This is a genomic window from Salirhabdus sp. Marseille-P4669 (assembly GCF_900240405.1).
Lineage (GTDB): Bacteria > Bacillota > Bacilli > Bacillales > Alkalibacillaceae > OEQK01.
The window spans coordinates 36,953-59,116 of record NZ_OEQK01000006.1; the positions used below are offsets into that span (position 1 = coordinate 36,953).

Genomic DNA, 22,164 nt, shown 5'->3' on the forward strand with positions numbered 1-22,164 from the left:
AGGATATTTTACTGCAATTTATTCGCACTTGTTTAATATGTGAATTTAGTATTTATGGTAATTGCAATTCACATCTTATCATAAAAAATATCCGGCTTCTATAACGATTCTAAATTTGTTTTTAAAACTGCGTTATGATACTTTTAAGTGGATAATATATGAGGAGGTCTTGTTCCATGAGTGTACATATTGGTGCAAGTAAAGGTGATATTGCAGATAAGATATTACTACCAGGAGATCCACTACGCGCTAAATATATTGCAGATACATATTTAGAAAATGTTACATGCTATAACGAAGTGCGTGGTATGTATGGATTTACTGGAACATATAAGGGTGAAAAAGTATCGGTACAAGGAACTGGTATGGGGGTTCCATCCATCTCTATTTATGTAAATGAACTTATTCAAGAATATGATGTTCAAAAATTAATACGAGTTGGATCTTGTGGTGCCATTCAAAAAGATGTAAAAGTGAGAGACGTAATTTTAGCACAATCCTCTTCTACAGACTCTCAAGTAAATCGAATGGTTTTTGACGGCATTGATTTTGCTCCAACTGCGGATTTCAATTTATTAAAAGCCGCATACGATGTTGGTTCTGATAAAGGGCTTCCATTACGTGTTGGAAATGTTTTCACAAGTGATAGCTTTTATCGAGACAAGGCGAAAGAAGTAAATGAATTACTTGCTGCATACAATGTTTTAGCAATCGAGATGGAAACAACAGCACTATATACATTAGCAGCGAAATACAATAGACAAGCTCTTTCTATTTTAACCGTTAGTGATCACATTTTAACAGGCGAAGAAACAACTGCAGAGGAAAGACAAACGACTTTCCATGATATGATGGAAATTGCGTTAGATGCTGTACTTAAGTAAAAAATCGTTAGCTGCCCATAGAGCGGGCAGCTTTTTTTATACTTTTTTCCATCCTTTCAAATTTATGCACATCCATTACAACACTTCATATATTGTCAACAAGGAGTTGATCATGATGAATAATTTCTATCTTTTACCTACTCAATATTATATTCCGAATCAAGGCTTTGTCCCAAATTTCACAAATCCCTATCGACAGCAATACCCACCAGTAGATACTGCACAATTCACAAAATCAGCAGAAGCTTTTCAAAGTTTAATGATCGATGCGAAACGGATTATTGACCAGTTTGCAACATCAAAACAATTCGCTAAAAACGTGATGGAACATGCCCAAAAATCAGATACAAAGACAGTGTCAAAGTTAATTAAAGAGACAGGAATCAAAAACCCAGTTCGAGTAAAATTTACTCCCGATGGAATTAATATTGAATTGGATGCTTCAGTTGAAGATGTGGATTGTTGTAAACTCGTAATGGCTTTACATTGGTAAACTAATTGTTAACCAAATAAAAATTATAGTTGACAATAGGTTTTAATCCTATTATGATAGGCTCTAAGAGAGGAGGACTTAGAAATGTACAAACACTCTAATTTTAGGGCTATCGATTTAACAGTAGGAGCATTATTTGTTGTTTTAATGGCTATAGGAGCGAATATTGCTATTTGGCTTCCATTTTTAAAAGTGACTTTAGGTGGAGCAACCGTTCCCATTTCTCTTCAAACCTTCTTTGCGATACTAGCTGGATTACTATTAGGGAAAAAGTTAGGTGCCTTTTCCATTTTTGTCTATTTACTTGTAGGTGCTGTTGGTGTTCCAGTATTCGCAGAAATGCAGGCTGGAATCGGACAGTTTATTACTCCAACAGGTGGATTTCTGATTTCCTTTCTATTCGTAGCTTGGGCTTCAGGTTGGATCACAGAAAAGGTAAAAGAACGTAACCTTCTTACATATATGATCGCTGCACTTGTAGGTCTAATGATAAATTATGTTATTGGTACTCCTTATTTGTATTTCATCATGAATAATGTAATGGAAACGTCCATTTCTTTATCGGGAGCTAGTATGATGATGCTACCGTTTTTTGTAAAAGATTTTATCCTTACCTTTTTTGTTGCTTCCTTAGCCAAAGTTCTCGTTCAACGGACTAATCCTATTTTTCCTACTCAACACATTCAACATTAAGTATTTGTTGATTGAAAAAGGTAGGTATACATTGTATACCTACCTTTTTCTTTAGTTTATGATGAGCTTTGCTAACGTCCGAGCCATAACACCAGTTGAACCTTTTGGCCCTAAATTATGATTTGTATCCGCCATAGCAGTTCCAGCAATATCTAGATGTACCCAAGGAGTCGCTTCAGCAAATTCCGCTAAAAATGCACCAGCTAAAATCGCATGCCCTTTACGTCCTGGTGAGTTATTTAAGTCTGCAACGTCGCTATTCCGTACTTGTTGTTTAAAGTGATCGTTATATGGTAATTGCCAAATAGGCTCATCCACATAATTTGCCGCAATTTCGACCTCCTTATAGAAGTCTTGGTCATTCGTCATAGCACCAGTTAGCTTGTCTCCTAATGCAGTGATCACTCCGCCAGTTAACGTAGCAACATCGACAATTTTATCTACATGAAAACGTTTTGCATATGTAATCGCATCGGCCAAAGCCAACCTGCCTTCCGCATCGGTATTACGAACTTCAATCGATTTGCCACTCATTGCAAAAATCACATCATCAGGTTTAAATGCATTACCACTAATCATATTATCTGTAGACGGGATAACGGCAATCACATTTTTCTTAGGCTTCAGTTTTCCAATTGTAGCCATTGCACCAAGTACAGCCGCAGCTCCACCCATATCGTTTTTCATGCCCATTAAGCCATTTTTCGATTTTATCGAGTATCCCCCAGTATCAAAGGTGATTCCTTTTCCGACTAATGCAATAGCATCCTTCCACTCTGCCTGACCCTGATATTTTAAAACAATCATCTTAGGGGGCTCTGTAGAACCTTGATTTACCGCAAGCAACGCCCCCATACCGAGTCTTTCCATATCTTCTTTTTCTAAAATTTCGTATTCCATTTGATATTCTTTTGCTATTTGAAGTGCTCGTTCCGCAAGCTTTGTTGCCGTTAGCATATTACCTGGAATGTGCACCAAATAACGGGCTAAGGTCGTGCCCTTTCCAAACGCATAGCCTTTTTCTAATGCTTTCTTTACTATTTCTTTATCTACATTTGAAATAATGGTCACACGCTCAATTGGAATGCGATTATCTTTCTTTATCGTTTTAAATACAGGTTGTGCGTAGGTAGCCATTGGTAGTGCTTCAGCTAAAACCTCCGCTACTTGTTCTATAGAAACGGAAGGGGTTGCAAAATAATCTAAGTCTATAACAATATGTTTATTCTTATCTTGATGCAGCTGCTTAAATAAAGTACCAAATACATTCCTTAGTTGATTCAATGTCAGCTCATTTTTCTTTCCTAAGCCAATAACGTATAAGCGCTTTTGCTCAAGTCGTTTATTTGTATATAGCTTCGTAATACTTTTATACGCTTTCGATAAATCTCCATCTTCCATCAACAATTCTAGCTCATTGTCTAGATTTTTATTGATATCATTGTATAAAGAATGATTACTTTGGCTCTCCTCAAATAGGCCAATAATAATCGCATCACCTTGAACACTCTTGTATTCACTTTTAATGGTAAACAATAAAATACACCTCCAATTCTATTATAACGAAGTTTCATAATATTTTTAATATGAATGAACAAGATACGTACCTTGATAGAAAATTAAATTTATCTAAGTCCTACAAAAAATAGTATAATGGGTGCAATCAAACGCTTACAGGACAAGTAAAAAATCCAAACCAATACATACCCATAAAAGCATGTTTTATCATGGTTTGGATTCTTCGCAAATGTTCCTCTTATGTTCATACAAAAAATTTCCTATGTTATTCAGCTAGTATTTTTTGACGGAATACTTGAAGGGATTTGGTTTCATTTAATTGATCTAATTGATCGCTTGTTAACCTTCCATTCCCTTTCTGTACCACATACACATCGATTTCTTTTTTCCCCCAATTTTTATAAACATCGTCAACAGTTTCATAGTAAAGATCAATTTTATTTCCAGTAATTGCTCCTCCTTTATCCGCTACAACACCGTATCCATAGCCAGGAATAAATAGTATGGTTCCAATCGGGAAAACACTTAAGTCTGCTGCAATAGTAGAATATAAATCTCGTCTTACCTCTACTCCCGAAAACGTGATTCCATACGTATGGTGTTCGGGACTTTTACCAGTCGATTCATATCCAGCAGTATAACCTGTAGCTATAACCTTTTGGCTAGGATATTGCGATAAATCAAGAGCTTCCTCTAACGTCTCTTGCTGAATCTTTTGACTAGATACATATCTTTTACTTGGTTTTAATTCTTTTAATTTCTTTTTACTTAAATTTGTAGCTCGTGTATTATGTGTTGAATTTTTCGCTGTTTTTTCAAGAGGAGTAGTTGAAACAATCTGCGTTTCCCCTTGATGAAACCATTCACTTAGGTCCTTTGTTGTAACATTGGATATAGTAGAATACGTTGTAAACAAAGCACCCAAAACTAACAATCCCATCAATATACCTCTGAAAATATTCATTTTCATTCGATAACACCTCTCCGTGTCATCGTTTCCAATATGAAAAAATATTATACATAGATTGATTGGTAATATATGGATTGGCTTTTCGGACTATTAGGGAAATTTTCATCAGGTATTAGACAAATCGGGGATTAGGTAAAAAAACACAGTACCATTTCAGATACTGTGTTTTTTTTGTTCTTAAAACATTCTGTATCCTCGAGATCGTAGTGTTTTAATTACAACACCAGAGACTATTGTCCCGAGAAATCCAAATAGTAAAAAGAGGATATCAACCATTTTTAAATGAATTAACCTATCTCCTAGTTCAGATAAGGCCCATATTGTATCCGTAAAGTATTTACTAAACTTAAAATCATCTACAATTAAAAAAACAATGATCGGATAAACGAAGGACATGACCCATGTTTTTCTTAATAACATATTTAGAATAAAAGAAATTCCGAAAAACAAGACAAAAAATAGTAGAGAACCTACAAATAAATGCAAAATATTCAAACCTAGTTTCCTCCTTAAACATCTACAACGGTGTTTACCTAATTTCTTTTCCGATATTACCATTGAATATCATATCATAAAAGAAAAGCAAAGACAGTGATAAACCGTCTTTGCTCTTGTCTAAAAATTTATAATGTATTTACGATTAATGGAAAATATCAAACTTACCTTTTTTCAATACAAGTCCAATTCCGCCTAATTTCATTAAGTAGCGGTTATCACTCATTTTCTTCATAAAGGATGCAGACCAGCCAAAGAGCTTCTTGTTACCAAATACAACTCCCATTGCATCACGTGAACCTAAGGATGCTAGAGTACCAAGAATGTTTGGTTCAAATTCTTGTAGCTCACCACCGCCTCGAATCAGTGTTTTCAGATTTTGAGCTACAACTGGACCTTGTTGCATTGCCATTTGAGCAGTTGGCGGGTATGGACGACCAGATTCTTCATTCATAATTAGAGCACAGTCGCCTACTACAAATACATCATCGTAGTCCGGCGTTCTTAGATCTGGGCGAACTTGTACTTTCCCACGATTCACTTCAAAGCCAGATTGTTCAACGATTGGGTTACCCTTAACACCGGCAGCCCAGATAAAGTTTTCTGTCTTAATCTCTTCTTGTTGGCCATCATGTTCCACAATAATACTATCCGCTTTTGCTTCTTTAACAGCAGTACTTAGTCTAAATTCTACACCCTTCGCTTCTAATTTATTAAGAGCGTATTCTACTAATTCTGGATCAAAACCTGCTAGTGCAGATGGACCTGCTTCCACTGTAATAATACGAACTTTACTACGATCGATATCATATTCTCTACATAGTTCTGGAACACGGTTCGCAATTTCCCCTGCAAACTCAATTCCTGTAAATCCTGCTCCACCAATAACGATTGTAAGTAACTCTGGACGATCTTCTGGTTCGTTATTGTAACGAGAGAAATTATATTCAATATGCTCACGAATCAAACGTGCATTATTCACATTACTAATCATAAAAGCATTCTCTTCTAAACCTTTAATACCGAATGTTGCAGATTCGAATCCTAAACCAATTACTAAGTAATCGTATTCTAATTCGCCATCTTCTAATTGAACTTTTTTCGCCTTCGGATCAATCGAAACAACCGTGTCTTGAACAAAATTTACTTTGCTAAAGTCCACAACATCTTTAATCGCAATTTTCACTTGCTCTTGTGGGGCTGTACCAGCAGATGTTTCATGTAATAAAGTTGTTTGATAATGATAGTCATGCTTATTTACTAATGTTATATCTGCTTCATTTGTGCCAATAAGTTTTTGTAATTTAACGGTAGTCATCATACCGCCGTAACCTGCTCCTAAAATAACCACTTTAGGATTCTTCATTTTTATCACTTCCATTTGTTTTTTTGATTAACCTTAGTATAAATCGAAGTTTGTGACAAAATTCACTTATGAATATATAATGAATGATATTAGATCAATAAATAAGTGCAGTGACTCATATTTGTCACAAAATCTTAATATATTTTTCTAAATTCAATCATAGAACTTTTCATCTATCTTTTCAACCCTTTACCTATCTTTCAGACTTTTCAGATTTTTATACTTCAAAATTGGCTTCAAAAGGTCAATTTGTACTAAGATTATGTTAAAATAAAATACGACCATACAGAATGGAGGAATTTTTTGTGACGGATAAAGTTTATGACATTACAATTATAGGAGCAGGTCCGGTCGGTTTATTTACAGCATTCTATGGTGGATTACGTCAAGCTAGCGTAAAAATCATTGAGAGCTTACCACATGTGGGTGGACAATTAACCGCACTATATCCTGAAAAGTATATTTATGATGTTGCAGGTTTTCCAAAAGTTCGCGCCCAAGAACTTGTAGATAACCTAACAGAACAAGCAAAAATGTTCGATCCTGAAATCGTATTAAATCAGTCTGTTGAAACAGTAGAACGATTAGAAGATGGGACATTAAAACTAACTACTTCTAAGGAAGTTCATTATACAAAGACAATGATAATTACGGCTGGAAATGGTGCATTTCAACCAAGACGCCTTAACATACCTGATACAGAGCATTTTGAAGAGACAAACCTACATTACTTCGTTCAAAATATGAGCGTTTTTAAAGATAGAAAAGTTATGATTTGTGGTGGTGGGGATTCAGCTGTAGACTGGGCTCTCATGTTAGAGCCAATTGCAGAAAAAGTTACCCTTGTTCACCGTAGAGATAAATTCCGTGCACATGAACATAGCGTGGAGCAATTAAAAAACTCTTCTGTTGAAATTATGACTCCATATAATCCTATACAATTAATTGGAAATGAAAAAATTGATAAAGTAGAATTACAAAAGCCGAAATCAGATGAAACCATTACGGTTGAGGTAGATGACTTGATCGTAAACTATGGCTTTGTTTCATCATTAGGCCCTATAAATGATTGGGGATTAGAAATCGAAAAGAATAGCATCGTTGTAAACACGAAAATGGAAACAAATATACCTGGTATCTATGCAGCTGGTGACATTTGTACATATCCTGGTAAAGTAAAACTAATTGCCTCTGGATTTGGAGAGGGACCAACGGCTGTAAACAATGCCAAAACGTATATAGATCCTGATGCTAAAGTACAACCGAAACACTCTACTAGCATGTTCGGACAATAATATAATGGAAACATTCTAAATGGAAGAGGCTGGGGTATAACGAAACCGTTTGAATCAAAAGGCAGATAATAGACTAAATTAGCGTAGTGTCTTCCCGAGCAGTATTTCTTAGCAAGTCAAAGTTCGGGGCTTCCTTTTTAGAAAAAACTATTGTCCCAGCATCTTTTTAGCAAAGTGAGAAATAGGAAGGCTTAAAAAAACAATTGCCACAGTCCAATTAGACTGTGGCAAAAATTTATCCGAGCATTTTAATTTAACAGTTTTCCGGTGCGCCTGCATTTGTAGCTGTTTTAAAGGAAGAGCCACAACCGCAAGATACAATCGCATTTGGGTTGTCGATGGTAAAGCCGCCACCCATCATGTTTTGTTTAAAGTCAATCGTAGTTCCATTTACTAAAGGAAGATCGTCTTTACGTATCACTACAGGGATACCTGAAGCTGTGAACGTCTCGTCCTTTTCACTCACTTCATATTCAAAACCTAAAGCATAGGATAGACCACTACAGCCTCCACCTTTTACTCCGAAGCGAAGATGAACTGTCTCTTGGTCCTCATCTTTCATCATTTCTTTAATTTGGTAGCTTGCACTTTCTGTAATATTTAAAGACATTTTAGCCTCACTCCTTTATCTATATTTTAAGTATACTGCCATCGCAATCGTATTTCAATGATCGGGATTCCAATAATAGTTTCCCTGTGCGATATATTCAGCGGGGCCCCGCATCCAAACATGCCCGTCTTTAGACCAAGTAATCCAAAGATCACCACCACTTAAATGAACACAAATTTCCTGTTCTTTACTCATTTTACCATTTAAGATGGCCGCCACAACTGCTGCACAGGCACCTGTACCACAAGCTTGCGTTACACCTGAGCCCCTTTCCCAAACTCGAAAGTTCAGTTCTTGCTCGTTAACAAGTTCGATAAACTCCACATTCACTTCTTCTGGAAAACGTTCATCTTTAGAGATAATTGGGCCAAGTTTATATAAAGGAGCCTCCTCAATATCTTCCACAAAGAAAACTGCATGAGGATTGCCCATCGAAACAGCAGTAACTTCTAAGCTTTCACCATTTATTGAAAAAGCTTCCCCAACCACTTTATCTATATTTACACCTCGCATTGGAACTTTGTGACGTTCCAATATTGGATGCCCCATATCAACGGTGATGGAATGTACACGGTCGTTCTTCACTTCCACATATGCTTTCACTATTCCACCTTTTGTTTCAATTCGAAAATCTTTATCCTTCACCAATTTGTGTTCATATGCAAACTTTGCTACACAACGTAGTCCATTTCCACAATTCTTACCTTCTGAACCATCTTTATTAAAAATTCGCATCCCTACATCTGCCACTGTTGAAGGCGTAATTAATATCATACCGTCTGATCCAATCCCAGTGTTTACATTTGATACAGAGCGGGCTATTTCTGGTAATTCCCCTTCTACTAACGGAAACTCAACAGTATTAATATATATATAATTATTCCCTAATCCATGCATTTTGGTGAATGGTATATTCATGCTTTTCATCCTAACTTTTTATAAAGTATATGTAAATTATAAATTTTACGGTTATGGTAAACAAGAAAATTCTCACAGTCCGTAAAAGGGATCATCCTCCAGTTCCCGATAAACCTTTTCCACTAATTCCTCAGGTGTTTCAGCCATAACACGTTCTCCATTCACAATAGCAAATAACGTCATTGCACAAATTCCACAATTCGTAGTGCAGCCGTATTCTACAACATCAAGATCTGGATCCTTATCTAATACTTCAAATGCCTTTTGAGAACCACTCGCTAAATTATTCACACAAAATTCTATAATAGGATTCATTCTGCTCACTCCTCTGCTTGTCCATCTTGATGTATTAAAACGACATTACTGAGATGTTTCGTATATTTAGGATCTCAAGTTCATATGCGCATAATAAGGAACGAAATTCCCGTTCCTGTTATACCGATTTAGAATTACCTAATCACTTCTTTAATTCTTTAAATCCCTTTTCATCTAATATCCGATAAATGGATTTAAGCTTTGGGTTTCCTTCTCCTACCACTTCATCGTTAACAAGAACGACAGGATAAAAAAACTCATCATTTAACACTCTTTGTGCAAAAGCCTGGTGTTTTTCATTCTCTGGTGGGGAAAATATATCGATATACGTATATTCAATTTGATCTTTACCATATTTACGTCCAATTGCTGCCTGTAACCATTCGTATGTTTCTTTGGAGCTTGGTAAGTTTACACAACTTGCACAAAGTTGTTCAGCACCATATACTGTAATTTCAACCGTTTCAGCCATTTATTATACCCACTCCTTTTTGTCACCACTACTTATCATTTTACAAAATGTTGCGAAAAAGATAAAATGATAAACATTCTCAATTAATTTAGTTGTAACAATAGATTTTTTTGTAAAAACATCTTATAATAAATATATAGTAAGAAAGGAGAAGATGGTCGATGTTTGAACAAGTAAATGAAGTTATAAGCAAACTACGTCCATTCTTACTGCGTGACGGTGGGGATGTTGAATTAGTAGATGTTGATGAAGGTATTGTTCGTCTTCGTCTTATGGGTGCATGCGGAAGCTGCCCAAGCTCAACCATTACATTAAAAGCTGGTATTGAACGAGCTTTAGTTGCAGAAGTTCCAGGAGTTCGTGAAGTAGAACAAGTATTCTAGTACAATCATAAAACAAAAGTAGCTGATAAAAATCAGCTACTTTATTTTTTGGGGCCAATTGTTTCAATCGTTTTTATTTGGACACCTGTTTCCTCCACTTGTAGGATTTGAAATTCTGCCTCAGTGAACCTTTCCTTCCATTGTTTCATTTTGTTTGCCGCTAAACCTTTTTCCATAATGCTAATCATGGTTGGTCCAGCACCGCTCAAAAAGGTACCATAGGCGCCTTCTTTTTTCATAAAGGTAGTAAGTTCATCAAAGTGCGGGATAAATTGCTTCCGATACGGTTGGTGAAAAAGCTCCTTTTCCAACACTTCCCCTAGTAATGCATAGTTTTCTTGGAAAATTGCAGCTGTGCATACATTCCCAATAGCGCTTCCTTCTATACTTTTAACAAATGGTAGCTCTTTTGGTAAGACATCTCTTGCCACCTTCGTTCGTAGTTCAAAATTAGGAATCATTGCAACAAATTCAATTGAATCCATCTTTTTCTTATTCACATAATAAAGTTCGTTCTCTCTATAATATGCTACTACACAGCCTCCAAGAAAAGATGGAGCTACATTGTCTGGATGCCCTTCCATGTCAGCGGCAATTTTTACTTTTTCATCTAACGTTAGCTCTAGACCTAAGATTTGATTCACTAACTCTATAGCCGCAACAGTAATAGCACCGCTGCTTCCTAAGCCTCTTGCAATCGGTATTTCACTTAAAACCTCGACTTTATATGGTGGTAGAGCAGTAAATCCAAATCTATGGGCTACTTTAATAGCCATTTCATAAAGCATGTTGTCTTTTCCTTTAGGTAGGTGTTGAAAATCTTTATCTTTTTGTATAAATACCCATTCCTCATTGGGATAACATTCAATTATCAAATATAAATTGAGAGCAATCCCGATAGAATCGAATCCTGGTCCAATATTGGATGTGCTACAGGGCACTTTTATCCGTACTTGTTTTTCCCTCATGCTACACAACACTCTTTCTTATCTCATCTACTATTTTTTCAGCATCATTTGGGAGCACTGTTGGTGTCACATCACTATTTTCAACTGCAACGATTGGATCTTTTAACCCATTGCCAGTAAGCACACAGGTTATAATGGCACCTTTTTCGATTTTACCTTGTTTAGACGCCTTAAGAACACCTGCAATGGATGCACACGATGCTGGTTCTGCAAAAACTCCTTCATGTCGGGCAAGCCATTTGTATGCTTGTAAAATTTCCTCATCTGTAACCTCATTTATTTCCCCACCAGATTGTTGGTATGCTTCCACTGCCAGCTCCCAGCTAGCTGGGTTACCAATCCGTATTGCCGTTGCGATCGTTTCTGGATTTTCGATAACTTGATTACGAGCAATGGCAGCCGCACCGCTTGCTTCATAGCCCATCATCTTTGGTAAACGATATGAATGAATTTCCGCATATTCTTTAAAGCCTTTCCAATAAGCAGAAATATTACCCGCATTACCAACCGGTATAAATAAATACTCCGGAGCATCTTCTAATTGATCGCAAATTTCGAACGCTGCCGTTTTTTGACCTTCTAATCGATATGGATTAACCGAATTAACAAGTGTAATTGGTGCGTTCTCACTTAGTTCGCGAACAATTTTTAATGCATCATCAAAGTTGCCATCGATTGCATATATTTCAGCTCCATACATAACGGCTTGGGCTAGCTTACCTTGAGCAATTTTTCCATTTGGAATGACAATAATGCATTTTAAACCTGCCTTTGCTGCAAAAGCTGCAGCCGATGCAGATGTATTACCGGTTGATGCACATATGACCGCTTCAGAACCCTCCTCCATGGCTTTGGCCATAGCCATAACCATTCCACGATCCTTAAAGGAACCTGTAGGATTTACCCCTTCCACCTTCGCATATACTTCCGCTTCCACAAGCTCAGATAATTTATCTAATTTGACTAATGGTGTGTTTCCCTCTTGCAATGTTAGGAAAGGTGTCTGATCCCCGATTGGTAATAGATTCTGATAATGCTTTAATAAGCCTTCCCATTTAGGCATTTATGCTCCCCCTCTAAAAAAAGAACTCTCCACATGTACATTTGTATGTATGTAGTAGACATTATAGCTTTTCATTTTTTATTTGGCAACAGGAAAAAGCAAAAGAATATTAAAATAGGTGCTTAGCACTCTGTAACTTTTTTCAATTACATTAGCGCCTTGCACCTATAGAATTCTTATTTGATTGTTTCAAGCCAATCTAGGCTAGGTAGAGTGTGGTCTACATTTCTATTTATGTATTGATGAATCTGCTTCAGGCAATATTCATATTCATTCTGATAAGAGAAAAAGGCTTTTAATCTTCTATATTCATAATCATTATCTTTAAGCTGACTAATAATTTCAGTTGAGTAATCAACGAAGTGTATAGGAAATATCAATCTAGCATAAAATAAACGCCAACTAAATAAACTTAATGGACGCTTTTGATTGTAGGCTGTAAGCATATTTCCAATTGTAGATAACCCATCTCTTCCCTGAGTTAAAATAATGTGACGTGTCAACTCTGCTAAATCTCTAGAGGGGTGGTCATAAACGATACGATTTGGGAGTATGGCTTCTGTGTTCGGAAAAGGAAGAATGCGCTCAAATGCAAAAACTGGCTGATCATACTGATTATATTGTTTTTCATGGTTGGTTTCTTGTAGGTATTGAATCGCATTTTCACCTATCCCGATGAAATAAAAACAGCTTTCTAGCCAAAGTCGTTCCATGTCTGTTAATTCATCTTTTTCGAGATAGCTTTGTTTAACAAAATCGAATTGATCCACAATCTGTTCCCAATTTTTCTTCCAATGACCGTATCGATTTACATATATCGGAGAATAAGGAAAACTGCGAGACGTATTGTGAAAACGTTCAAGAAAATGGATTAGTTCATTATAATCTTTTGGTGCCTGTACTGGTTGAAGTTGACATACGTAAACATGTTCTTCTTTATTAATGGGAACTCGATAACTTTCCGATACGGATTGGACTGGCACAGCCATATGGGGAAAACCGGACTTTTGAATAAAATCAGCGATAACATATTGCTCTGTTATTTCATTTTCATCTATGTAGTCACCTGGAAGCACGAGAACCCAGCCATCTGCTTCTTGAAAGGCTGTATAACCTGAGATGGTGGACTCATATTGAAATTGATAAGGATAAAAGCGCCTTAAAATGTCTTTCAAACTGCTCACTCCCTTATTTAATGAACGATAAAGGCATAGTAGTAGTTCATTTATCGTATAATAGAACGTTTCCTTCTAATAACTATATGCGGACAAACAATACGAAATGAGTAAGGTGGGATAAAAAATGGAAAATAAAAAAATAAAGCCTTTAGAGCAAAAAGCAAGGGAATGGTTAGAGCAAAGGGGAGTTACCATTCAGCATATAACCGAATTAGTTTATTATTTACAGTCCCCATATCATGAAAATCTTGAAATGGAAGAATGCAAATACAACGTGGAACGAGTTCTGGAAAAAAGAGAGGTACAAAACGCAATTCTTACCGGAATTCAATTGGATATGTTAGCCGAACAAAAGAAATTAGAAGAACCGCTTCAGACAACGATAGCAATTGATGAAAGCTTATATGGAGTTGATGAAATTATCGCGCTATCCATTATTAACGTTTACGGGTCAATTGGATTTACGAACTATGGGTATATTGACAAACAAAAGCCTGGAATATTGAAGAAGTTAAATGATAAATCAAGCGGAGAATGTCACACGTTTTTAGATGATATTGTTGGAGCAATAGCAGCAGCTGCTTCTAGTAGATTGGCTCATAGTCAAGAGGAATAATGAAGGAAAGGCAGAGGGAATGCTTAACGAGCATTTCCTCTGCCTTTTTACATGTTTTCTATCCAATCATTTAATGTTTGTACCGTATAGGTTGGTTGTTGCTCCACTCTAGCAAGGTCTTCCTTTGTAGACAAACCTGTATATACTAGTAGAGTATCCATCCCAGCATTCATACCAGCTTTTATATCCGTATTATAATTATCGCCAACCATTAACGTTTCTTCTTTCGTAAGACCTAGTTTTTTAAGTGCTAGCTCCATAATAATGGATTCTGGCTTACCAATGAAAATGGGCTCTTTCCCTGTTGATACTTGAAGTACCGCAGTAAGAGAGCCGTTCCCAGGAAGCATGCCTTTCTCAGTAGGGATTGCGATATCGCTATTTGTAGATATGAAAGTAGCACCACTTCTAATGTTTAAACATCCCTTTGCTAGCTTTTCATATGTAATATCCCGATCAATTCCCATCACCACATAATCGGCATCTTCTTCCACAAATTCTACATCAATGTCTGCCAATGCATCCATAATCCCAACTTCACCAATCGCAAATACTTTGGCCTTTTCCTTTTGCTCTTTTATGTAAGATGCAGTAGCTAAGCTTGCTGTAAACACTTGCTCTTCATCTGCTGGAATATCCATTTCTCTAAGCTTCTTTGCTACTTGGTCTGGTCTTTTTGATGAATTATTTGTCACAAATAAATGAGGAATACCACGTTCCTTTAATGCTTCAATAAATTCCTTGGCATAATGTATCCGCTCACTCCCTAGATACATCGTTCCATCTAAATCAATTAAATAGCCTTGATACTTTTTCATTCCAATTACATCCTTTTCTGAATCTTTATTCGGGTTTAAACGCTGTGTAGACACCTAGCTCATTATTTAAATAGTCCCTTACTCTTTCACTAAATTTCTCTAATGAAGTGAAATTATTTTTTAGTACATGAATTAAATTGTCATGAGAAATGTTTAAGTAATCCCGAACTAATACAACTCGTAATTGAAAAACTTCCTTATATTGATTACTTTCTTCTTCTGGTAAAACTTTTTCATCCACTAAAATATCAATGATATCCTCATAGCTTCCTGGATCACGCATGATAAAACCATCTATCATTAAATTCCCCACATCTATCATCGATTCTATGATCATTTGTGTAATGCGTTCTAACGCCATTTTTTCCTGCCATGTAGTAAATTCCTCTTGTTCAAACTGCTGCAAAATACCTTCCATGTATAGTAAGTGCCGTTCAATTTTGTTACGATCTACAAAATACATTCCTGTCACCTCAATTTTTCATGCTTACCATTTTCATCTTATCACACTTTTCATTCGTTGATAAATGCAGCAATGAGCATTTTCATCTTCTTCATTATTTGTTATGATTATCCTTAATAAATTGCTTCTAAGTCTATTCGTAAAACGAGAAAATAAACAGAAGCTGCCGGGGGCAATATTTTTAGGAGGAGATGAAATGTCAGAAGAGCGATTTTTCCTATATGATGAAAAGGAAAATGCGGATATTCGTTTTGTGAGCTTTATGGGAAATGCAAGCAGATATGATTTGGCCATTATTAAAACAGATAAATACTATGGTAAATCTATCGTACTCGATATTCAAGGCAACCGTTTTGCCATCATCGGGCAGGATGATTTAAACGAAAAAGGATACTTAGAGCACGCTTTTCAATTAACCGAAATTCAAGGTGAAGAACTACATGCCTTTCTCTCAGAAATAATCTAGTTATTTTAGCCTTGTTTCTAATATTTACAGTTCGAGAAAACAACATAATTTATCCTCCTTTGTGAAAAGTAATCATAAAGGAGGTTTTTTCTTGGGAAAAAATCGATATGATAAAGAATTTGATCACGACAAATTGGAATTTGATGACTTTGCAGATGTAGAGGTTCAACGGAAATATATGTCTGCTCAAGAACTTCCAGAAGGGCCGTATGGATCACCAATTGGTAAAAATGAGCCTTTGGAGAGTAAAAACACAATCGAAGGGCAACGACATTATACTCCATTTAATTACGAATACAAGAGTTTGCATGAGGATTTACCAAGGCAGTTTCCCGGTGCTCACCCAACCCATGATGAACCAGATAAGGACATAAAACCACCTCAAGACAATCAATAAAAAAACAACACCCCATGGTCTCATCACATGGGGTGTTTGTTAATCCATTCTTTTCATAACAAAATAAGCACAACCAAAGTTACAGTATTCATATAAATAATCCTTTAAGGTTGAAATTTTCGTATCAAAATTAGCCTTCGGATTTTGGTCATCATAAAATCCGCGCATGCGCAACTGACCATAGCCCCAATCGCCAACTATAAAATCATATTTCGTTAGTATATCACTAAAACGCTCTCGTACAACTTCTTCCTGGAAAGCATCCTTATACTCATCAAGTATTTCATATTTTTTTCCTAAAAGTTCAATCATCCTAATCACCTATCATAAGCATACCACGATATACTTATATTTTTACTTAAGTTTATCATATTTTTCCTAATAAGTTCGAGCATAATTTTTAGCATGAAGATATATTTTTGACACAACCTAGAAATAGTACGTAACTAAATAGACATTTGGTACTCTTTGAAGAAGGAGGCAATACATTGAAAAAATATTTAATGGTTGGAGCATGTGCAGCTACATTACTTATTTCGGCCTGCGCCAAGGATGAAGCAGGCTTAGGAGATGAAGATCAACAAGCATTACGAGGAAATGATATGGAGATTCGAAACACTCGAACATCTGAAGAACAGCAAAGTACTCAGTTTGGATATGTTCGTTATGACAAAAAACAACTAAATCAAGATCAGGAACAACAGAACGTACCAATGATGGACAGAGAAGCAACTGCTAATATGATTACGAGGACATTGCTGAAACTTAATGGCATTGAGGAGGCGGCAACTTTAGTTACGGATGATGCGACTTTCGTTGCCTATACAAAATCGGAGGATGCAGAACAAGAATGGGCAGCTGACACAGTAAAACGTACAGCATTAAGTATGCTCCCTAGCTGGTTTGATGTATATATTTCCGATCAACCAACTGCCTATGAAGATTTACAGGCATTAGGAAATAATAAAGTTACAGAGGCGGATGATAAAAAAGCAATTGATAATTTAAAGAAACGGTTCCGTTCCGAAAGCCCACAAGGACAGGACCCAGAAAATTATCAACATAATGGAAATGGAAACAATATGTGATGATTAAAACAAGCAACACTTTCGTTGCTTGTTTTTGTTTAACATATTTTTATACAAGTATTACCATTTATGTTTTTACCGGGGAAATCAAAAGATAGGAGTATGAACAGTTTACTCGGAGGGGAATCATATGAAAACATTGGTAAGCATTCTTATTTTAGGAATGTTACTTATATGCTCGATAACAATCGAAGCAACAGAAACACCTTCTAAAGAAGGTCTTTTCAAAGAAAGAATGGCCTTATATAAAAAAACAGAAGCTCTCACCCAAATTCCATGGTATTACTTTGCTGCAATTGATCAATATGAGCATAACGTAAATGATGAAGAAGCATCGAAGACAGATATAATTGGGATTACGATACCCTTAGAAAAATGGAACGGAATCGCAAACCCAAATGAGGCGAATGCACAACCAATAGCAGATGTTGACCTATTTAATGGATTTGGTAAGGATGGGAACGGAGACAACTACGCGGACCGCACTAATGATGAGGATATTCTTTATGCCTTTGCAGAGTTTATTTTAAATAATGGTTGGTCCAAGCAAGATATTAAAATTGCCTTATGGAATTATTATCAACGAGAACTAACCGTCCAATCCATCATGAACATGGCTAAAGTTTATAAAACATTTAATACGTTAAATTTAGAAGATAATGTATTTCCCGTCCCTTTACATGCGAACTATAGCTATCGAAACACGTGGGGCTCTCCAAGAGGATTTGGAGGCAGAAGAATACATGAAGGCACCGATATTTTTGCAAATTATGGCGTACCTGTTCGGTCCACAACTTATGGTGTTATTGAGATGAAGGGCTGGAACCGATTTGGTGGGTGGCGTATTGGGATTCGTGACACACATAACATCTATCACTATTACGCACATTTAAATGGGTTTGAGAAAAATGTAGAAGTAGGCAATGTAGTTAAACCAGGAGATGTCGTTGGCTATGTAGGCGCTTCTGGATATGGCCCGCCAGGCACCTCAGGTAAATTCCCTCCCCACTTACATTACGGAATGTATCGGGACAACGGTAAAACAGAATGGTCCTTTGACCCATATCCGTATTTGAAGAAGTGGGAAAGGCTGGAAAGAGTGAAATAAAATGAAGAGAACCCGAAGAGGAACTTCTCTTCGGGTTCATCCTTTTTATTCCGCTTTTTGTTTAGCAACCTTTCTCGCATGCATCACACTAACTGCTAAACCACCCCAGATAATCACAATACCCACTACTGCCATTACAATAGCTCCAGCTGTCATTATTGGGACACCTCCTTGCTGTCTTTTGAACTTGTCGGAGCTTTATAGTTATAGGATAAATCATTATTTGGCCATTTTTTCATTGCAAATACCGCTCCTATCGCCATCGCTCCAATTGCTACTAGCCAGCCATAATTGAACAAGAATTCGAGAGGATATCCACCATAGAAGGTACGGTCTCCTGTTGCAGGATCAACTGTCCCTACTAAATCTTTCTTAAGATTTTGAAGCATCATGTAACCAAGTACAATCGGTGTAATAACCCCTAAGCTGAATCGCCACCACAAACCTAGTTTGATGTCAGAAACAGAGTTTGCGTGATTTTGTAAATCTTTTAGCGATTTTGCATACCATGCGACTGCAACCACTTCAAACAGTCCTGCTAATGCAACACCATATGAGTTAATGAAATAATCTACAGAATCTAAGAAGTTTAAGCCACCTTTTGTTGCATAGATTAAACCAATAAGAGCAGCAAGACCTCCACCGGCAAATACTGCAGTTGACCTTGAGATATTTAATTTTTCTTGCAGCCCTGCAACATAGGTTTCGGAAATAGAAATTAAAGATGATAAACCTGCTAATACTAAGGATGCAAAGAACAAAATACCAAATGCATCCCCCCAGAATCCACCCATTTCATTAATAATAGTAGGAAATACCGAGAATGCTAAAATTACTCCATCGCTCACAACTTCTGTTACAGGTTGCTCTGTTGCTGAAGCCATAAATCCAAGAGCAGCAAATACCCCAATACCTGCTAATAATTCAAAGGAAGAGTTAGCAAAACCTGTAATGAATGCATTGTTTGTAATATCCGATTTTTTATCTAGATAAGAAGAATAGGTAATCATGATCGCAAAGCCAATCGATAAACTAAAGAAAATTTGACCATATGCCGCAACCCATACTTCACCATTCATTATTTCACTCCAGTTAGGTTGGAAGAATGTATTTAATCCATCCATAGCACCATCAAGAGTTAACGCACGAATAACTAAAATAAGAAATAATACCACCAATAAAGGAATGAAGATCTTGTTTGCTAGTTCAATACCTTTTCGAACACCTGCAAAAAGAACTCCTAAAACAACGAACCAAATAACAATTAAAACAACCAAAATAATTGGTACAAATCCACCGAATACTCCGGCATCAGCTACTTGAAGAAAATCAGATAGTAAGAACCCTTGTGTGTCATCTCCCCATTGTTGGCCAATAGAATAATATGCATAAATTGCAGCCCAAGCAATAATAACACCATAATAAGTGGAGATAACAAATGATACGAGTACTTGCCACCAACCAATCCATTCAAAGCCTTTACTTACTCTACCTAATGATTTAGGAGCAGATCCCCGATACTTATGACCGATTGTATATTCCATAATGAGTAGTGGAATACCAGCAGTCAGCAAGGCAAATAAGTAAGGAATAAAGAATGCTCCTCCTCCATTTTCATAGGCAACTGCTGGAAAACGCCAAATGTTACCTAATCCAATGGCAGAACCCATTGCAGCTAATAAAAAGCCTAATCGTGTTCCCCACTGCGCACGATTCATATTACTTCTCCTCCCTTTTTTTACATTTCCTTGTACATTACAAATAATATGACCCTGGTACAAGATAAATGTTTTAAAAATATTCATTTTTCTGATAATTAAAACTTGTCTGTATTATACAGTCTTATGGTACTAGTGTCAAAGGGAATTTTTGATTGTCCGTGGGCTATTAAAATTTATCGAATGATAAAGAAAAAGCCCCTATTTATAGGGACTTTTCTTCAATCTCATCTTTTAATAAATATTTCATCACAAAGGAAATAAGCAATAGTAAAATAATACTTACTAAAATGGACAGAAGGATTTGCTCTGTTATACCTAGAACGATATAACCGGTAGCAGCTACTACCGCTCCAATAATTGCATATGGGAGCTGGGTCATAACGTGATCTATATGATTGGAGCCTGCTCCAGTTGAGGACAAGATGGTTGTATCGGATATTGGTGAACAATGATCACCAAACACAGATCCAGCCAGCACCGCTGCAAGAGTAGGTAAAAACATATCTACATCTAAATTAGCTGCTATACTTCCTGCAATCGGAAGCATAATTCCAAAGGTACCCCATGAAGTGCCGGTAGCAAATGCCATTACTCCACATAATAGAAAAATAATGAAAGGTAAATATTCTACTTTAAGTTCGGATTGCTCTACAAGGTTTGCTAAATAAGGACCTGTTTCCAGTAGCTCAATAACTGCCCCAAGCATCCAAGCTAAAAGTAAGATATAAATAGCAGGCAGCATGGATTTTGTACCTTCTACGATAACCTTTCCATTGGTAGCACTTGAGTGTCTATTAAGCAAATATAAAACCATCGCAACGATAACACCTATTAAACCACCAAGAAATAACGAGAAATTTACATCCGTGTTATTAAATATCGCAAATATATCCACAGATCCAGTTGTATTCTGAATTCCAGTAACAATCATAGACGTGATTGTTACTCCAATTAATACAATAATTGGGATTAACAAAAATGAAACATGTCCTTTTTTCGATTCTATTAAATCATCTTCCATCCCATTATTAAGATCTTTTCGATTCGGATCCACTAATTCACCAGTTTGAATCGCTCTTCTTTCATGAATCTTCATAGGACCAATATCCAATTTTAATAAAATAACAATGAAAACAAATAGTAATGCCACAATAGCATACAAGTTCATCGGAATCATTTTAACAAATGCTTCTAGAGGCTCATATTGAATCAATTTATTCTCTTCAATAATTACGGCAAGTGTTCCAATGATATAAGCTCCCCAACTTGAAATAGGTGCTAGAACCGTAATCGGCGCTGAGGTCGAATCAATAATATACGCAAGCTTTGCTCTTGATACTCGATATCTATCTGTTAATGGACGCGCAACCTGCCCTACAGCCAAGCTATTAAAATAATCATCTATAAAGATAACAATACCTAAAAACGATGGTACTAGCTGTGCACCTTTTCTCGTTTTTACTTTGGTGATAGCCCAATCGCCGAACGCTTTCGTTCCTCCAGAGGCTGCCATATACGCAGTCATAATCCCTAAGAAAATTAAAAACAGCAGTAAATATACATTTCCTAAATTAACTGCACCTTCTGCTACAAAGATGTCAGAAAAAGATGACCAAATTGTCTTGAGCCCCTGTAAAACATCAAACTCCGTTATAATTAGAGCTCCAATTATAATTCCTACACCAAGTGATAATAATACCTTTCTCGTTAATAAAACTAAAATAATCATCACAATTGGCGGTATTAATGAATATATCGTACCAACCATATATCTCTTCCTTCCTAAACATTAATAGCATATCTTGATGTAAAAAAAGGTAATGACAGAGCTATCTCTATCATTACCTTTGTTAGTCTATCACTTTT

At 36.4% G+C, this 22,164-nt stretch carries 27 protein-coding genes; 10 read left to right on the forward strand and 17 right to left on the reverse strand.

The annotated features are described in order from the left end of the window. Positions 1 to 176: 176 nt before the first annotated feature. The 3 genes from deoD to C1A05_RS12180 all read left to right on the forward strand — a co-directional run bounded on the left by deoD (position 177) and on the right by C1A05_RS12180 (position 2,070). On the forward strand, positions 177 to 884 hold the full coding sequence (deoD, locus tag C1A05_RS12170; protein WP_102028514.1) for a purine-nucleoside phosphorylase: 708 nt from the start codon (positions 177 to 179) through the stop codon (positions 882 to 884). A 115-nt stretch (positions 885 to 999) separates the two neighbouring features. Continuing rightward, positions 1,000 to 1,377, forward strand: coding sequence for a hypothetical protein (locus C1A05_RS12175; RefSeq protein WP_102028515.1), 378 nt, complete (start codon positions 1,000 to 1,002; stop codon positions 1,375 to 1,377). An 84-nt stretch (positions 1,378 to 1,461) separates the two neighbouring features. After that, on the forward strand, positions 1,462 to 2,070 hold the full coding sequence (locus C1A05_RS12180; RefSeq protein WP_102028516.1) for a biotin transporter BioY: 609 nt from the start codon (positions 1,462 to 1,464) through the stop codon (positions 2,068 to 2,070). A gap of 51 nt (positions 2,071 to 2,121) precedes the next feature. Here the strand turns inward: C1A05_RS12180 and C1A05_RS12185 are convergent, their stop codons facing one another. From C1A05_RS12185 to C1A05_RS12200, 4 genes are all read right to left on the reverse strand, one after another. Continuing rightward, positions 2,122 to 3,606, reverse strand: a complete 1,485-nt coding sequence (locus C1A05_RS12185; protein WP_102028517.1) for a leucyl aminopeptidase — start codon at positions 3,604 to 3,606, stop codon at positions 2,122 to 2,124. Positions 3,607 to 3,853: 247 nt separating this feature from the next. Beyond that, a complete protein-coding gene (locus C1A05_RS12190; RefSeq protein ID WP_159462066.1) occupies positions 3,854 to 4,558 on the reverse strand; it encodes a 3D domain-containing protein in 705 nt (234 codons plus the stop codon). Positions 4,559 to 4,735: 177 nt separating this feature from the next. Beyond that, positions 4,736 to 5,053 carry a YuiB family protein gene (locus C1A05_RS12195; protein ID WP_234998511.1) on the reverse strand — a complete coding sequence of 106 codons (318 nt, stop codon included), beginning with the start codon at positions 5,051 to 5,053 and terminating at the stop codon, positions 4,736 to 4,738. 145 nt (positions 5,054 to 5,198) lie between these two features. Beyond that, on the reverse strand, positions 5,199 to 6,419 hold the full coding sequence (locus C1A05_RS12200) for an NAD(P)/FAD-dependent oxidoreductase (RefSeq protein WP_200816494.1): 1,221 nt from the start codon (positions 6,417 to 6,419) through the stop codon (positions 5,199 to 5,201). A gap of 305 nt (positions 6,420 to 6,724) precedes the next feature. On the opposite strand from C1A05_RS12200, the gene C1A05_RS12205 reads away from it, so the two are divergent. Next, the gene (locus C1A05_RS12205) at positions 6,725 to 7,714 is read left to right on the forward strand and encodes an NAD(P)/FAD-dependent oxidoreductase (protein ID WP_102028519.1); all 990 of its coding nucleotides are present in this window, start codon (positions 6,725 to 6,727) and stop codon (positions 7,712 to 7,714) included. Between the two features lie 253 nt (positions 7,715 to 7,967). On the opposite strand, the gene C1A05_RS12210 is transcribed toward C1A05_RS12205, so the two are convergent. The 4 genes from C1A05_RS12210 to C1A05_RS12225 form a co-directional block, all read right to left on the reverse strand. Further along, positions 7,968 to 8,324, reverse strand: coding sequence for a HesB/IscA family protein (locus C1A05_RS12210; RefSeq protein ID WP_102028520.1), 357 nt, complete (start codon positions 8,322 to 8,324; stop codon positions 7,968 to 7,970). Between the two features lie 54 nt (positions 8,325 to 8,378). Next, complete coding sequence (gene dapF / locus C1A05_RS12215) at positions 8,379 to 9,242, reverse strand: diaminopimelate epimerase (protein ID WP_373419477.1); 864 nt, start codon at positions 9,240 to 9,242, stop codon at positions 8,379 to 8,381. Positions 9,243 to 9,314: 72 nt separating this feature from the next. Further along, on the reverse strand, positions 9,315 to 9,557 hold the full coding sequence (locus tag C1A05_RS12220; RefSeq protein WP_102028522.1) for a YuzB family protein: 243 nt from the start codon (positions 9,555 to 9,557) through the stop codon (positions 9,315 to 9,317). A gap of 142 nt (positions 9,558 to 9,699) precedes the next feature. Next, positions 9,700 to 10,029, reverse strand: coding sequence for a YuzD family protein (locus tag C1A05_RS12225; RefSeq protein ID WP_102028523.1), 330 nt, complete (start codon positions 10,027 to 10,029; stop codon positions 9,700 to 9,702). Positions 10,030 to 10,190: 161 nt separating this feature from the next. Here C1A05_RS12225 and C1A05_RS12230 point away from each other — a divergent pair, with 161 nt between their 5' ends. Further along, on the forward strand, positions 10,191 to 10,412 hold the full coding sequence (locus C1A05_RS12230) for a NifU family protein (RefSeq protein WP_102028524.1): 222 nt from the start codon (positions 10,191 to 10,193) through the stop codon (positions 10,410 to 10,412). A 41-nt stretch (positions 10,413 to 10,453) separates the two neighbouring features. On the opposite strand, the gene thrB is transcribed toward C1A05_RS12230, so the two are convergent. The 3 genes from thrB to C1A05_RS12245 all read right to left on the reverse strand — a co-directional run bounded on the left by thrB (position 10,454) and on the right by C1A05_RS12245 (position 13,618). Further along, positions 10,454 to 11,380, reverse strand: coding sequence for a homoserine kinase (gene thrB / locus C1A05_RS12235; protein WP_102028525.1), 927 nt, complete (start codon positions 11,378 to 11,380; stop codon positions 10,454 to 10,456). A 1-nt stretch (position 11,381) separates the two neighbouring features. Next, positions 11,382 to 12,443 (reverse strand): threonine synthase, encoded by a 1,062-nt coding sequence (gene thrC / locus C1A05_RS12240; RefSeq protein WP_102028526.1) that lies wholly within the window; start codon positions 12,441 to 12,443, stop codon positions 11,382 to 11,384. Positions 12,444 to 12,619: 176 nt separating this feature from the next. After that, entirely contained in the window at positions 12,620 to 13,618 is a 999-nt protein-coding gene (locus tag C1A05_RS12245; protein WP_102028527.1) for a hypothetical protein, read from the reverse strand. A 127-nt stretch (positions 13,619 to 13,745) separates the two neighbouring features. Here C1A05_RS12245 and C1A05_RS12250 point away from each other — a divergent pair, with 127 nt between their 5' ends. Then, positions 13,746 to 14,237 (forward strand): phosphatidylglycerophosphatase A family protein, encoded by a 492-nt coding sequence (locus C1A05_RS12250; protein WP_102028528.1) that lies wholly within the window; start codon positions 13,746 to 13,748, stop codon positions 14,235 to 14,237. 47 nt (positions 14,238 to 14,284) lie between these two features. Here the strand turns inward: C1A05_RS12250 and C1A05_RS12255 are convergent, their stop codons facing one another. Together C1A05_RS12255 and C1A05_RS12260 are read right to left on the reverse strand one after the other, a co-directional pair. Beyond that, a complete protein-coding gene (locus C1A05_RS12255; protein WP_102028529.1) occupies positions 14,285 to 15,055 on the reverse strand; it encodes a TIGR01457 family HAD-type hydrolase in 771 nt (256 codons plus the stop codon). Between the two features lie 25 nt (positions 15,056 to 15,080). Then, positions 15,081 to 15,518, reverse strand: coding sequence for a DUF86 domain-containing protein (locus C1A05_RS12260; protein WP_102028530.1), 438 nt, complete (start codon positions 15,516 to 15,518; stop codon positions 15,081 to 15,083). 196 nt (positions 15,519 to 15,714) lie between these two features. Between C1A05_RS12260 and C1A05_RS12265 the strand changes: the two genes are divergently transcribed. Both C1A05_RS12265 and C1A05_RS12270 read left to right on the forward strand, forming a co-directional pair. Further along, on the forward strand, positions 15,715 to 15,984 hold the full coding sequence (locus C1A05_RS12265) for a DUF3055 domain-containing protein (RefSeq protein ID WP_102028531.1): 270 nt from the start codon (positions 15,715 to 15,717) through the stop codon (positions 15,982 to 15,984). A 91-nt stretch (positions 15,985 to 16,075) separates the two neighbouring features. Next, entirely contained in the window at positions 16,076 to 16,381 is a 306-nt protein-coding gene (locus tag C1A05_RS12270; protein WP_102028532.1) for a cytosolic protein, read from the forward strand. Positions 16,382 to 16,420: 39 nt separating this feature from the next. Here C1A05_RS12270 and C1A05_RS12275 read toward each other — a convergent pair whose 3' ends face one another. Further along, complete coding sequence (locus C1A05_RS12275) at positions 16,421 to 16,693, reverse strand: YutD family protein (RefSeq protein ID WP_102028533.1); 273 nt, start codon at positions 16,691 to 16,693, stop codon at positions 16,421 to 16,423. Between the two features lie 176 nt (positions 16,694 to 16,869). On the opposite strand from C1A05_RS12275, the gene C1A05_RS12280 reads away from it, so the two are divergent. Then, complete coding sequence (locus C1A05_RS12280; RefSeq protein WP_102028534.1) at positions 16,870 to 17,469, forward strand: YhcN/YlaJ family sporulation lipoprotein; 600 nt, start codon at positions 16,870 to 16,872, stop codon at positions 17,467 to 17,469. Between the two features lie 130 nt (positions 17,470 to 17,599). Further along, the gene (locus C1A05_RS12285) at positions 17,600 to 18,577 is read left to right on the forward strand and encodes a M23 family metallopeptidase (RefSeq protein WP_102028535.1); all 978 of its coding nucleotides are present in this window, start codon (positions 17,600 to 17,602) and stop codon (positions 18,575 to 18,577) included. A gap of 45 nt (positions 18,578 to 18,622) precedes the next feature. Here the strand turns inward: C1A05_RS12285 and C1A05_RS12290 are convergent, their stop codons facing one another. From C1A05_RS12290 to C1A05_RS12300, 3 genes are all read right to left on the reverse strand, one after another. Continuing rightward, on the reverse strand, positions 18,623 to 18,733 hold the full coding sequence (locus C1A05_RS12290; protein ID WP_102028536.1) for a methionine/alanine import family NSS transporter small subunit: 111 nt from the start codon (positions 18,731 to 18,733) through the stop codon (positions 18,623 to 18,625). Beyond that, complete coding sequence (locus C1A05_RS12295; protein ID WP_102028537.1) at positions 18,733 to 20,295, reverse strand: sodium-dependent transporter; 1,563 nt, start codon at positions 20,293 to 20,295, stop codon at positions 18,733 to 18,735. Before C1A05_RS12295 ends, C1A05_RS12290 begins: the two co-directional genes overlap by 1 nt. Before the next feature lie 205 nt (positions 20,296 to 20,500). After that, positions 20,501 to 22,066: a Na+/H+ antiporter NhaC family protein gene (locus C1A05_RS12300; RefSeq protein WP_102028538.1), complete on the reverse strand. Its 1,566-nt coding sequence runs from the start codon at positions 22,064 to 22,066 to the stop codon at positions 20,501 to 20,503. Positions 22,067 to 22,164: the final 98 nt, after the last annotated feature.